Genomic DNA, 14,218 nt, shown 5'->3' with positions numbered 1-14,218 from the left:
ATTATGCTATAATAGAGGACAGAAAAAGGAGTAATGTATGTATTTTATTGAAATTTTGAAGTCAATCTTTTTTGGGATTGTTGAAGGAATTACAGAATGGTTGCCCATTTCAAGTACTGGCCACTTGATCTTGGTTGAAGAATTTGTACAATACAAGGACCAGAATGAAGCCTTCATGTCCATGTTTAATGTTGTCATCCAGCTTGGTGCCATTTTAGCAGTTATGGTCATTTACTTTAACAAGCTTAATCCTTTCAAACCTGGTAAAACTAAGGTAGAAGTTCGTAGAACTTGGCAGTTGTGGTCAAAAGTCTTTGTTGCGACCTTGCCTTTGCTATTGGTTTTTAAACTAGATGATTGGTTTGATGCTAACTTCCATAACATGGTTTCAGTTGCGATTATGTTGATTATCTATGGTGTTGCCTTTATCTACCTTGAAAAACGAAATAAGGCGCAAGCCATTGAACCAACAGTAACAGAGCTAGACAAGTTACCTTATAAAACAGCCCTTTACATTGGGCTCTTCCAAGTCCTCGCCCTCTTTCCAGGAACGAGCCGTTCAGGTGCGACGATTGTTGGTGGTTTGTTAAATGGAACAAGCCGCTCAGTCGTAACAGAGTTCACCTTCTATCTCGGAATTCCTGTTATGTTCGGAGCCAGTGCTTTAAAGATTTTCAAATTTATTAAAGCAGGTCAACTCTTGAGTTTTGGACAACTCTTCTTGCTCTTGGTAGCTATGGGTGTTGCCTTTGCGGTCAGCATGGTTGCTATTCGTTTCTTGACCAGCTATGTGAAGAAACACGACTTTACACTCTTTGGTAAATATCGTATTGTACTCGGTAGTGTCTTGTTGCTCTATAGTTTTGTGCGTTTGTTTGTATAAGAAAAAAGCTTGAGGGAAGTTTCCTTCAAGCTTTTTAAAATCCTGTCACCGTAATTCCTAGTAAACGGATACCTTTTTCTTTTTCAGCTAGCTCTTCGTAGAGTTGAAGGGCGGTTTGAGAAATCTGACTAGCGTCCTGTGTAGCTTGTGGGAGGCTTTTTCGTCTAGTCAGAGTGGAGAAGTCAGCATATCGTATTTTTAGGATAATGATTTTTCCAGCTTTGTCCTGCTTGCTGAGATTGTGAGCTACCTTTTCGGAGAGAAGAGTCAGCTCTTTTTTGATATCTTCTTCATCCTGGAGAATCTTACTATAGGTTTTCTCCTTCCCGATTGATTTGCGGATGCGATTGGACTTGACTGGAGAATTGTGAATACCACGAGCCTTTCGATAAAGATCATAACCAAGTCTGCCAAAGCGATCGATTAAAGTAACTTCTGAGACATCCAATAAGTCTGCACCAGTATAAATGCCCATTTCATGAAGCTTTTCTACTGTCTTCTTTCCTACACCATGAAATTTAGCAATGTCCATTTGTTTGAGAAAGTCTTGGGCTTTGTCAGGTAGAATCACTGTCAAACCATGTGGCTTCTGATAATCACTGGCCATTTTAGCTAGAAATTTATTGTAGGAAACGCCTGCAGAAGCGGTCAGGTGTAGTTCCTGCCAGATATCCTCTTGGATGAGGCGGGCTATTTTGACGGCTGACTTGATACCGAGTTTATTTTCCGTCACATCTAAGTATGCCTCGTCGATACTCATAGGTTCAATCAAATCAGTGTAGCGTTTAAAAATAGCTCGAATCTCAAGTCCCACAGTCTTATACTTTTCATAATTTCCAGAGATAAAGACAGCTTGGGGACAGCGCTCATAAGCTTCTTTAGAACTCATGGCTGAATGAACACCAAAAACTCGTGCCTCGTAGCTACAGGTAGAAACGACACCTCGACCACCTGTTTGTCTGGGATCACTTCCGATGATAACAGGTTTGCCCTTTAACTTGGGATTATCTCTGATTTCCACCGCAGCAAAAAAGGCATCCATGTCGATATGGATGATTTTTCTGGACAGATCATTTATCAATGGAAATATGAGCATTCCAATCCCTTTCTAGTGTCATTTTCTATTTATTATACCCTTTTTTCTGAAAAAATGGGAAAGTTCAACCTGACTTTCAAAAATATAATACAGATAAGAACAAAAAAGAGACTGTATTATAAAAGAAAGCGTCTAAAATGCCGATTTTCTCTTGTTGAAATCGGTTACTGTATGGTATACTTGTCTCAAGAATGTAACAGATGACTGTTACTAGAAAAAAGAGGACATTAACATGGTTGTTAAGACAGTTGTTGAAGCACAAGACATTTTTGATAAAGCTTGGGAAGGCTTCAAAGGCGTAGATTGGAAAGAAAAAGCAAGTATTTCTCGCTTTGTTCAAGCTAACTACACACCTTATGATGGAGATGAAAGTTTCCTTGCTGGACCAACAGAACGTTCACTCCACATCAAAAAAATCGTAGAAGAAACAAAAGCACACTACGAAGAAACTCGTTTCCCAATGGACACTCGTCCAACATCTATTGCTGATATTCCTGCTGGATTTATCGACAAAGAAAATGAAGTTATCTTCGGTATCCAAAACGATGAACTCTTCAAATTGAACTTCATGCCAAAAGGTGGTATCCGTATGGCTGAAACTACTTTGAAGGAAAATGGATATGAACCAGATCCAGCTGTTCACGAAATCTTCACTAAATACGTAACAACAGTTAACGACGGTATCTTCCGTGCCTACACTTCAAACATTCGTCGCGCTCGTCACGCTCACACTGTAACTGGTCTTCCAGATGCCTACTCACGTGGACGTATCATCGGTGTTTACGCACGTCTTGCTCTTTACGGTGCAGACTACTTGATGCAAGAAAAAGTAAACGACTGGAATGCGATCAAAGAAATTGATGAAGAAACAATCCGTCTTCGTGAAGAAGTAAACCTTCAATACCAAGCATTGCAACAAGTTGTTCGCTTGGGTGACCTTTACGGAGTTGATGTCCGCAAACCAGCGATGAACACGAAAGAAGCAATCCAATGGGTTAACATCGCCTTCATGGCTGTCTGCCGTGTGATTAACGGTGCTGCTACATCTCTAGGACGTGTGCCAATCGTATTGGATATCTTTGCAGAACGTGACCTTGCTCGCGGTACATTTACTGAATCAGAAATCCAAGAGTTCGTTGATGATTTCGTTATGAAACTTCGTACAGTTAAATTTGCTCGTACAAAAGCTTATGACCAATTGTACTCAGGTGACCCAACCTTCATCACAACTTCTATGGCTGGTATGGGTAACGATGGTCGTCACCGTGTTACTAAGATGGACTACCGTTTCTTGAACACTCTTGACAACATCGGTAACTCTCCAGAGCCAAACTTGACAGTTCTTTGGACTGACAAATTGCCATACAACTTCCGTCGCTACTGTATGCACATGAGCCACAAACACTCTTCTATCCAATATGAAGGTGTAACAACAATGGCTAAAGACGGATACGGAGAAATGAGCTGTATCTCATGCTGTGTGTCACCACTTGACCCAGAAAACGAAGATCAACGCCACAACATCCAGTACTTCGGTGCTCGTGTAAACGTTTTGAAAGCCCTTCTTACTGGTTTGAACGGTGGTTACGACGATGTTCACAAAGACTACAAAGTATTTGACATCGATCCTATCCGTGACGAAGTTCTTGAATTCGAATCAGTTAAAGCGAACTTTGAAAAATCTCTTGACTGGTTGACTGACACTTATGTAGATGCTTTGAACATCATCCACTACATGACTGACAAGTACAACTACGAAGCTGTTCAAATGGCCTTCTTGCCAACTAAACAACGTGCTAACATGGGATTCGGTATCTGTGGATTTGCAAACACAGTTGATACATTGTCAGCTATCAAATACGCTACCGTTAAACCAATCCGTGACGAAAATGGATACATCTACGATTACGAAACAATCGGTGAATACCCACGTTGGGGTGAAGATGACCCACGTTCAAACGAATTGGCAGAATGGTTGATCGAAGCTTATACAACTCGTCTACGTAGCCACAAACTATACAAAGACGCAGAAGCTACTGTATCACTTTTGACAATCACATCTAACGTTGCTTACTCTAAACAAACTGGTAACTCACCAGTCCACAAAGGTGTATACCTCAACGAAGATGGTTCTGTGAACTTGTCTAAACTTGAATTCTTCTCACCAGGTGCGAACCCATCTAACAAAGCTAAAGGTGGATGGTTGCAAAACTTGAACTCACTTGCTAGCCTTGACTTTGGTTACGCAGCTGACGGTATCTCATTGACAACTCAAGTTTCTCCACGTGCTCTTGGTAAGACTCGTGACGAACAAGTTGATAACTTGGTAACAATCCTTGATGGTTACTTCGAAAACGGTGGACAACACGTTAACTTGAACGTTATGGACTTGAACGATGTTTACGAAAAGATCATGTCAGGTGAAGACGTTATCGTACGTATCTCTGGATACTGTGTAAACACTAAATACCTCACTCCAGAACAAAAAACTGAATTGACACAACGTGTCTTCCACGAAGTTCTTTCAATGGATGACGCATTGAGCTAAGATTCAATTAGAATAGAAAGAAAGCTAGTCTATAGGACTGGCTTTTTTCTATATCTAAAAGATAAATTTTCGACATATCATATGAAAAATACTGAGAGATTTTGTTAATTCTTGTGACAATGTGTTGAAATTCGAGAGAATAATATAATAAAATCTTATAAAAACTTATTTTCTAGTTATTAAACTTGAATAGATTGTATTGAGATGTTATAATACAATAGATAAACTCTAGTTAGTGATAGGGGTTGTCAAAATGGTATGATGTAATCTCTTAGGGAGATTAGAAATAAAAATTTCATATAGAAAAGAGGAGAAGAAATGTCGAAAAGCAAAGCGTTAAATATGCTTTCTAAATTTTCTGCGTTAGCTTTTGCTATTTTAGGCCTAGCATCTGTTTTGATAGGCATTGTTAAAGCAGATAATCCTGTTTCAAAAGAATTGACACAAGTCATTACAGGTATTGATCTGTTAGATGCTTCAGATACTAAGCAAAATGTGAGTTCAGAAGGAGATTTCTCGCTTCGTACGAATTTAGCATATAAGCTTCGCGTGACCTTTGATCTCAAACAGTATAATGAACATTTGAATAATGGAGATTATTTTACCTTTGATATACCTGCTCCTATGGCAGTTTATGAGGGGAGTCAGGATTTAATCGATCCGACAACAAAAGTTACTATTGGAGAAGCTGAAGTGACTTCAAATGGGACTGATCAAGGTGGGAAAGCAAAAATCACCTTGAAAAACTTGGATAAATATCTAGAGAAAACTGGTGGAGATAAGGTAAAGGATGTGTCAGGGAATTTTTCTGTTACTTTTAGATTCTTAAAGGATCAGAATAAAACCCGCATTAACTTTAATTCATCCTCATTGAAGCAAGAAGTGACTCACATTTATTCCTCAAAAACAATCGATGGTCCCAAAGTTGGTACTGAAAATTATGCTAAAATTGGGGGTCGTGCTGCCCTTGAAAGTTGGAACTCTCCAAAACTGGCTGAGATTGGTTCGGTTAGCAAGGGAGATGCATTGTCTACCTGGCGTGTACGTGTAAATACAGAGAAACAAGACTTAGGACAAAACATTGTATTACATGATACTTTACCAAATGATGATACTAGTTACACTCCTGCACAGTATATTCCTGAGAGTCTAAAAGTGTATAAGGCAAATATCACTGTTGGGACTTCTGCTGTTCCAGATGATGCAGTTCTGCTAACTGAGGGACAAGACTATACCGTTTCGTGGAACGAAAACTATACTTCATTCGATATCATTTTTAAAGATGGAACGACCTCTTATATAGTATCTTATAACACAACAACTCCTAATGATGGAAGTAAAGTAGGAAATAGGGTTGCACTGTCATTAGCTGACGGGACTAAATTAGCACAGAATACAAGTCGTCCGGGAGCACTTGATATGACAGCTGAGGCGACGTCTTTGATTTCTGGTACTATTGTAGCATCTACTGCATACCAAATTAAGATTCATAAGACTGATGCCTTCACTCTTGCTCCGGTTTCGGGTGCGGTATATACTGTGACAGCAGCAGATGATGCAAGTGAAACAACAGAAGTGACTACGAATGGAAAAGGAGTAGCGCTTACGAAAACTTATGATCAGAAATGGGAAGGTAAAACGTTTAAGATCAAAGAGAAGACTGCTCCAGCAGGTTATAAACTAGATGAAAAAGAGTATACAGTCAAACTCGGTGCTGTGGGTTCTACTATTCATCTTAAAGATGAACCTGTTCCAGCTGTATTCAATGTGACGGCTAAGAAAGTAGTAGAAGGACGTGCAGATAAACTTCCAAAAGCAGATGAGTTTACATTTAACCTGTTTACTGCAGAGAACTTGAAGGATCCAGTAGCCACAGCAAAATCAAAAGCTGATGGGACTATTACCTTTGAGAATCTCCAAGTAAAAGGCGCGGGAACTTATCACTACATCATCAAAGAAGACACTTCAACAGCAGTTGCAGGCGTTACATTTGATACAGAAGCTAAGGAAGTTACTGTAGCAGCAACTTTCCAAAGTGGAGTTTTAACAGCAACTGTCACATCTGCAGAACCAACTTTCACTAACACCTATAAAGCAACTCCAGCTAAAGAAACTATCACAGCTACTAAAGTCTTGAACGGTAAAGAACTTGAAGCTGATAAGTATGAGTTTGAACTTAAAGAAGGTGACAAAGTCATTGCAACAGCTAAAAACGCTGCAGACGGAACTGTTGCTTTCAAAGAAATTGAGTTCAAAACAGCAGGTGACTACACTTACACTATCTCTGAAAAAGCAGGTAGTGAAAAAGGTGTGACATACGACACTGCTAAACACGAAGTTAAAGTAAAAGTTACAGATAACGGCCAAGGTCAACTTGTTGCAACTGTTACAGGTAACAACCCAACCTTCACCAACACTTATAAAGCAGCTCCAGCAAAAATTGCTATTGAAGCTAAAAAAGTTTTGAACGGTAAAGAGCTAGAGATAGATGAGTTTGAGTTTGAACTGAAAGAGGGTGATAAGGTTGTTGCGACAGCAAAGAATGCTGCTGGTGGATTGATTCGTTTTTCTGAAATTAGCTATTCAAAAGCAGGAGTATATAACTATACTATTACAGAAAAGGTTGGCAATAAACTTGGTGTAACTTATGATAAAACAGAACATCCAGCAACTGTAGAAGTGAAAGATAATGGCTCAGGTCAACTTGTCGCGACAGTTACAAGTGAAACACCAGTTTTCGTTAATGACTATAAAGCGGAACCTGCGCAGGCTACAATCAAGGCTAAGAAAGTCTTGAAAGGAAAAGCGCTTGAAGCTGATGCTTATACTTTCGAACTGAAAGAAGGTTCAGACCTTGTAGCTACGGCTAAGAATACTGCCTCAGGAGAAGTTGTCTTCAACGTCACTTTCTCAGCAGCAGGCGATTACGCTTACACTATTACTGAAAAAGCTGGTGACGATAAAACAATCACTTATGATCAAACTGCGTATGAAGTGTTCGTCACTGTTGCGGATGATGGTAAAGGCCAATTGGTTGCGACTGTAGAAGATGCGGATACAGAACGGGTCTTCACAAATATTTATACAGCACCAGCTCCAACAGCTACATCAGCAACACTTGAGTTTACGAAAGAATTGACTGGTCGTACTTTGGTTGATGGTGAGTTCCAATTTGAATTGTACAAAGATGGACAAAAAATTGATACAAAAACAAACCAAGGTGGAAAAGTAACATTTAATGCAATCAACTATGATGCAGAAGGTGAGTATACTTATACTGTAAAAGAAGTGAATGCTGGAGCAACTGGTATTACTTACGATACAGAAAAGACTGCAAAGGTAACAGTAACCAAAGATGCAGCAACCAACGCATTGAAGGCAGCTGTTGAATATCCAGCAGGTAGTGTCTTCAAGAATAGCTTCAAAGCACCAGCGGTAGAAGCTACGATTGAAGCAACTAAGAAACTTGAAGGTAAAGAACTTGCGGCTGATGCTTATACTTTCGAATTGAAAGAGAAAGGCGCCGTTGTAGCTACAGCTAAGAATACTGCCGAAGGTAAAGTAGCCTTTGTTCGTTCATTCGAAGAAGCAGGTACTCACACTTATACCTTGGTTGAAAAAGTTGGTACTGAAGAGGGTATTGAATACGATAAGACTGAGCATACTGTAACAGTCACTGTAGTTGCGGATGATCAAGGTCTCTTGACTGCAACTGTTTCGTATGCAGATGGTAAAGCAGTTGTATTTACAAATAAATACACTGTTCCAACACCAACGCCAGAACCAAATCCAAATCCAGCTCCAAATAATCCAGGAACAACGCCAGATCCAGCACCAACACCAGATCCAGTGCCAGATTCAACGCCAAATAATCCAGGAACAAATCCAACTCCAGGAACAGAACCAACTGATCCAGGAAAAAAAGAGGATCCAAAACCAGCACCTCCAGCTACTGAGACTAAAGGTAAAGCTGAACTTCCAAATACAGGTGAAGCAACCTCTATCCTTTCTGCGCTTGGATTTGTAGTCTTGGCATTGAGTGGATTGGTACTCTTCGTAAAACGCAAAGCTTAAGCTTTTGTAGAAGAAACATGAAACTTGGTAAGTGAGAATATTTCTTCTCTCTTAAACTTGATAGAGAAAGTCTCTAGAAAATTCGTTTTCTAGGGGCTTTTTTTGTACTTCAAAAAATTTTTAAAAAAATAGTCAAATTTGGTCAAAAAAATATTGACTTTTACTGACCAATGTGATATAGTAGGAACATAAGGAAAATGAATTCCTTAGAAAACTTCATTTTCAATGATTCTATTTATTGAAAATGTATGATAGATACCCTAGAAAGGGGTGGGGCCTATGTTAAATCTAACAGATTTTGAAAAGAAGATGATAAAAGGCTTATTTAAGAAAGAAAAACCAGAAATTATACGTAGGGTAGCTAGTTAGCTAGTCTAAAATTTTTAAAACAAAGGTCAAAGATAGTCAATATCAGAGATCGCATATAATTAAGAATAAACGAGGTAAAGAATATGAACAACAACTTTAATAACTTTAACAACATGGATGATTTATTTAACCAATTGATGGGAGGTATGCGAGGATATAGTTCTGAAAATCGTCGCTACTTGATTAATGGACGCGAAGTGACACCTGAGGAATTTGCTCAGTATCGTGCAACTTGTCAATTACCAGGAAATGCAGAATCTGATGCGCAAATGCAACAACACGCTTCAGGTATGAAACAAGACGGTGTCCTTGCTAAACTAGGTCGTAACTTGACAGCGGAAGCTCGTGAGGGCAAGTTGGATCCTGTTATCGGACGAAACAAGGAAATTCAAGAAACATCTGAAATCCTCTCACGTCGTACGAAAAATAATCCTGTTCTGGTCGGAGATGCAGGTGTTGGTAAGACAGCCGTTGTCGAAGGTCTAGCACAAGCAATTGTGAATGGAGACGTTCCAGCTGCTATTAAAAACAAGGAAATCATTTCCATTGATATTTCAGGTCTTGAGGCTGGTACTCAATACCGTGGTAGCTTTGAAGAAAACGTTCAAAACCTAGTCAACGAAGTGAAAGAAGCAGGCAATATTATCCTCTTCTTTGATGAAATTCACCAAATCCTTGGCGCTGGCTCAATCGGAGGTGATAGTGGTTCTAAAGGTCTTGCGGATATTCTCAAGCCAGCTCTCTCTCGTGGTGAGTTGACAGTGATTGGGGCAACGACTCAAGACGAATACCGTAACACCATCTTGAAAAATGCAGCTCTTGCTCGTCGTTTCAACGAAGTGAAAGTCAATGCTCCTTCAGCAGAGGATACTTTTAAAATCCTTCAAGGGATTCGTGACCTCTATCAACAACACCACAATGTCATCTTACCAGACGAAGTCTTGAAAGCAGCAGTGGATTATTCTATCCAATACATTCCTCAACGCAGCTTGCCAGATAAGGCTATTGACCTTGTCGATGTAACAGCAGCTCACTTGGCAGCTCAACATCCTGTAACAGATGTGCATGCTGTTGAACGGGAAATTGAGGCAGAAAAAGACAAGCAAGAAAAAGCAGTTGAGGCAGAAGACTTTGAAGCAGCTCTCAATGCCAAAACACGCATTGCTGAATTAGAGAAAAAAGTCGCAAACCACACAGAAGACATGAAAGTGACTGCAAGCATCAACGATGTGGCCGAGTCCGTAGAGCGTATGACTGGTATCCCAGTGTCTCAAATGGGAGCGTCAGACATCGAACGTTTGAAAGATATGGCTCATCGCTTGGAACACAAGGTAATCGGCCAAGATAAGGCGGTTGAAGCTGTAGCTCGTGCTATCCGTCGTAACCGTGCTGGTTTTGATGAAGGAAATCGCCCAATCGGTAGCTTCCTCTTTGTAGGTCCAACTGGGGTTGGTAAGACCGAGCTTGCTAAGCAATTGGCACTGGATATGTTTGGAACTAAGGATGCTATCATTCGTTTGGATATGTCTGAATACAGTGACCGCACAGCTGTATCTAAGTTGATCGGTACAACAGCTGGTTATGTGGGGTATGATGACAATAGCAATACCTTGACAGAACGTGTTCGTCGTAATCCTTACTCTATCATTCTCTTGGATGAGATTGAAAAGGCTGATCCTCAAGTCATTACCCTTCTCCTCCAAGTCTTGGATGATGGTCGTTTAACTGATGGTCAAGGAAATACAGTGAACTTCAAGAACACGGTCATTATCGCAACATCAAATGCTGGATTTGGCTATGAAGCCAACTTGACTGAAGATGCGGATAAACCAGAGTTGATGGATCGTTTGAAACCATTCTTCCGTCCAGAGTTCCTTAACCGCTTTAACGCAGTTATCGAGTTCTCACACTTGAATAAGGAAGACCTTTCTAAGATTGTGGACTTGATGTTGGCGGAAGTCAACCAAACCTTGGCTAAGAAAGACATTGATTTGGAAGTTAGTCAAGCAGCTAAGGACTTTATCACAGAAGAAGGTTATGACGAAGTTATGGGTGTTCGTCCTCTCCGTCGCGTGGTTGAACAACAAATTCGTGATAAGGTGACAGATTTCCACTTGGATCATCTAGATGCCAAACATCTGGAAGCAGATATGGAAGATGGCGTTTTGGTCATTCGTGAAAAAGCCTAACTCAAGATTTTGAGAATAAAAAAAGAAGGAACTAGCTAAAAGCTGGTTCCTTTTGTGTTTAGATGACATGGCGTTCAAAGGCATCATCTGAGATTCCTTGTTCCAGGATGAGCTTTGCCCATTCTTTAGCAGAAAAGAGGCTGTGGTCCTTGTAGTTTCCGCAAGATTCGATGGTTGTTCCAGGAACATCTTCCCAAGTAGTGGTTTCAGCAATTTCCTTGAGCGAATCCTTAATAACAGCAGCGATTTCAGCACTGGTATGGCGTCCCCACATAATCATGTGGAAGCCTGTACGACAACCAAATGGGGAACAGTCAATCATACCGTCAATGCGGGTACGGATGAGTTTGGCCAAGAGGTGTTCGATGGTGTGAAGCCCTGCTGTAGGGATTGAGTCTTCGTTTGGTTGTACCAAGCGGATATCAAAGTTGGAGATGACATCTCCCTTTGGTCCGGTTTCTTCCCCAATCAAGCGAACATATGGTGCTTTAACAATAGTGTGGTCAAGTTCAAAACTTTCAACAATAACTTCTTTTGGCATGGTAAATCCTTTCAGTTTTCTTCTTTCATTATATCATAAAGGGTGCTGTTGATGGAGTTTGATAAATGACTTTTTTGGTACTAGAATGATAATAAAGTCTCTATACATAAACCTCAGAACTATAAAGAAAGAATGGAGAGAAGAATACCTTGTGAAAGAAAAGTTTAGTTTTTCTAGTGGAACTCAGGTGACTTTTGAAAAGTGGATCAACTTTTTCTGAGATTTCTGTTTAATCTCTGAACTAATTCTGAACTAGATTGGGTATACTGGAGAAAATAAAGATAAAGGAGTTCAGTATGGAACATATTGTAAAAATTGATCGTGTTTCTAAAAAATATGGAGACAAGCAAATTTTAAAGAATATTTCTTTTACAGCTAGGAGTGGTCGCATTACGGCTTTTCTAGGACATAATGGTGCAGGAAAAAGCTCGACCTTGAGGATTCTCTTGGGCTTAGATCGGGCGACAGCAGGAACTGCGACTTTTGATGGACAAACCTATCAGTCAATGATTTATCCTCTCAAAACAGTAGGTGCAGCTTTTGACGGTATTGGGGGTCTACCAAATCGAAAGGTCTATGACCACTTGAGGATTATTGCGGCGAGTAATGCTATTCCCAAGTCTCGGATCGATGAGGTTTTGGAGATGACTGGAATCGCTCATAAGAGGAAGGACCTCTTGTCAAGCCTGTCTCTGGGGGAAGGTCAACGCTTGGGTTTGGCAGCAGCTTTGTTGGGTGATCCTCAGTTTCTTATATTAGATGAGCCGACTAATGGGCTGGATCCAAGTGGGATTAAGTGGTTTAGAAAGTTCATCCGTCAGCAGGCTGATTTAGGGAAAACCGTCCTTCTATCCTCTCATATCCTGTCTGAGGTACAAATGGTAACAGATGATGTAGTCTTGATTCATCATGGGCAAATTATCGAACAGGGAACGCTAGACGATGTATTACAAGGAACAGATAGTTTAGAAGAGCTCTTCTTCGACTTAACAGAGGAGGTTTAAGATGAAAGAGACGATGTCTTTATTGCATTCAGAGTGGTTGAAAATCCAATCAACCAAGGCTTTCAGGGTAAGTGTGGTCTTTATGCTGTTATTGGTACCTGTTGTGTCATGGCTAGAGGGACGTCAGTATCTGTCTATCGGTTTAGATGCGACCCCTGAGACGGTTCCCGGTCTGGCAGAAGCTATTGATCCGCTTGAATATCTAGGTCTTAATGGCGCTTCTATGGGTGGTATGGTTTTAGTCATCTTAGCTGGAATTTTGGGAGCAACGGAATTTCAGTCTCATAGCTTGCGAACCAGTCTATTGGCTTGTAATAATCGCTTGAAGCTACTTATGGGGAAAATATTGACCTTTGGTTTGTTTTCACTCATCATTAGCTTGTTATCCATTTATTTGAGCTATATTGTCATGCACTTGGCTTTAGGAAAAGAAGGGCTACATCCAATTATACTTAATCAAGCTGCTTGGAGTCATCTTTTATGGAAGGCACTAGCTACTGCATTGCTAGGTCTCTTGTCCTTTTTATTGGGATTGCTTGGGCGGACGATGTTGCTTCCCTTACTCTTTCTTGTGCCCCAGCTCTATAATCTGGGAAACTACCTGGCAGCTCATACGAGTTGGGGTGCTTATCTGCCACAGCCCGCAGGAGAGTTATTTGTTGCAACGCCGACTTCCCAATATGCCAACAATCCCTTGCAAGGACTCTTGATACTAAGCGTATGGTTGCTAATCATCGGCGTCATGGCCTCTCTGCGCTTTTTGAAGACGGATTTAGGAGGACGCTACTGATGATAAAAGCTCTGCTTAAAAGTGAATGGATTAAGTTCCGTTCTTACTATCTCGCTCTTGGTGCAGCCTTGGTGGCTCTGGTAATCGTTCCATTTTTTCTAATGAATCTTGACTACAGTCAGACAGCAGTTGGCCAGACAAAGGCTCTGAGTGAAGCTTTGCATGCTCTCTATCTGGCGCAGCCTGTCATCGTCATCTTTACTTCCCTCTATTTTGCCCAGGAGTTTGTCAAGTCTGGGATGCGAACGAATTTTCTAACCGTATCAAATAGAAAGGCTTGGTTGGCTGGGAAATTCCTTTTTCTGGCCGTTCTGCTCTTGGTTCTCTACAGTGTCATGATAGGCAGCTGTTTCTTTGTTATGCTGGCTCGATTTGACCTAGACTTTAGCTGGCCCTTGCTGGGGAAATTCCTCTATTACAGCTCTTTTGGTCTTCTCAGCAATCTTTTTCTGGCTCTTTTAGCTGCTGGTCTCGCTTTGCTCTTTCAATCTTGGGTTGTGCCGGTGTCGGTGCTATTTCCTCTCTTGATTGGTCTTAGCCGTTTATTGGCAACTTTTATCAAAGAAGCAAAGTACCTGCCCGATCTGGCTACGCTAAATCTTTTTGAGTATGAAGGGCTTCAGCATTCAATAGATCTATCAGGGTTGGGAATACAGCTGTTCTGGCTAGCTTTGATTTGGAGCTCTGCTATATTCTTGACCTTGAAACGAGATGTTCGCTAGAG

The 14,218-nt window shown here is 40.7% G+C and carries 9 protein-coding genes; 7 read left to right on the top strand and 2 right to left on the bottom strand.

All coding sequences use genetic code 11. The features are described from left to right. Positions 1-37: 37 nt before the first annotated feature. Complete coding sequence (locus O3655_RS04540; RefSeq protein ID WP_000273567.1) at positions 38-883, top strand: undecaprenyl-diphosphate phosphatase; 846 nt, start codon at positions 38-40, stop codon at positions 881-883. A gap of 34 nt (positions 884-917) precedes the next feature. Here O3655_RS04540 and dinB read toward each other — a convergent pair whose 3' ends face one another. Further along, the gene (gene dinB / locus O3655_RS04535) at positions 918-1,979 is read right to left on the bottom strand and encodes a DNA polymerase IV (protein WP_042902880.1); all 1,062 of its coding nucleotides are present in this window, start codon (positions 1,977-1,979) and stop codon (positions 918-920) included. Positions 1,980-2,211: 232 nt separating this feature from the next. Between dinB and pflB the strand changes: the two genes are divergently transcribed. From pflB to O3655_RS04520, 3 genes are all read left to right on the top strand, one after another. Continuing rightward, the gene (pflB, locus tag O3655_RS04530; protein ID WP_000260621.1) at positions 2,212-4,527 is read left to right on the top strand and encodes a formate C-acetyltransferase; all 2,316 of its coding nucleotides are present in this window, start codon (positions 2,212-2,214) and stop codon (positions 4,525-4,527) included. Between the two features lie 318 nt (positions 4,528-4,845). Next, positions 4,846-8,601 (top strand): Spy0128 family protein, encoded by a 3,756-nt coding sequence (locus tag O3655_RS04525; RefSeq protein ID WP_308697390.1) that lies wholly within the window; start codon positions 4,846-4,848, stop codon positions 8,599-8,601. 452 nt (positions 8,602-9,053) lie between these two features. Next, positions 9,054-11,159 (top strand): ATP-dependent Clp protease ATP-binding subunit, encoded by a 2,106-nt coding sequence (locus tag O3655_RS04520; RefSeq protein WP_308697391.1) that lies wholly within the window; start codon positions 9,054-9,056, stop codon positions 11,157-11,159. Positions 11,160-11,217: 58 nt separating this feature from the next. Here the strand turns inward: O3655_RS04520 and O3655_RS04515 are convergent, their stop codons facing one another. Beyond that, positions 11,218-11,700 carry an S-ribosylhomocysteine lyase gene (locus O3655_RS04515; RefSeq protein ID WP_308697392.1) on the bottom strand — a complete coding sequence of 161 codons (483 nt, stop codon included), beginning with the start codon at positions 11,698-11,700 and terminating at the stop codon, positions 11,218-11,220. Between the two features lie 296 nt (positions 11,701-11,996). Between O3655_RS04515 and O3655_RS04510 the strand changes: the two genes are divergently transcribed. The 3 genes from O3655_RS04510 to O3655_RS04500 are packed head-to-tail and all read left to right on the top strand — an operon-like array spanning position 11,997 to position 14,216. Next, positions 11,997-12,704, top strand: a complete 708-nt coding sequence (locus tag O3655_RS04510) for an ATP-binding cassette domain-containing protein (RefSeq protein ID WP_308697393.1) — start codon at positions 11,997-11,999, stop codon at positions 12,702-12,704. A gap of 1 nt (position 12,705) precedes the next feature. After that, positions 12,706-13,494 (top strand): lantibiotic ABC transporter permease, encoded by a 789-nt coding sequence (locus O3655_RS04505; RefSeq protein ID WP_308697394.1) that lies wholly within the window; start codon positions 12,706-12,708, stop codon positions 13,492-13,494. Continuing rightward, the gene (locus O3655_RS04500) at positions 13,494-14,216 is read left to right on the top strand and encodes a lantibiotic ABC transporter permease (RefSeq protein WP_308697395.1); all 723 of its coding nucleotides are present in this window, start codon (positions 13,494-13,496) and stop codon (positions 14,214-14,216) included. Before O3655_RS04505 ends, O3655_RS04500 begins: the two co-directional genes overlap by 1 nt. Positions 14,217-14,218: the final 2 nt, after the last annotated feature.

The sequence above is a fragment of the Streptococcus sp. 27098_8_70 genome, assembly GCF_041432215.1.
Lineage (GTDB): Bacteria > Bacillota > Bacilli > Lactobacillales > Streptococcaceae > Streptococcus > Streptococcus oralis_CP.
The sequence above is the reverse complement of the archived record's forward strand: the minus strand, read 5'-3'. Positions and strand labels throughout refer to the sequence as shown.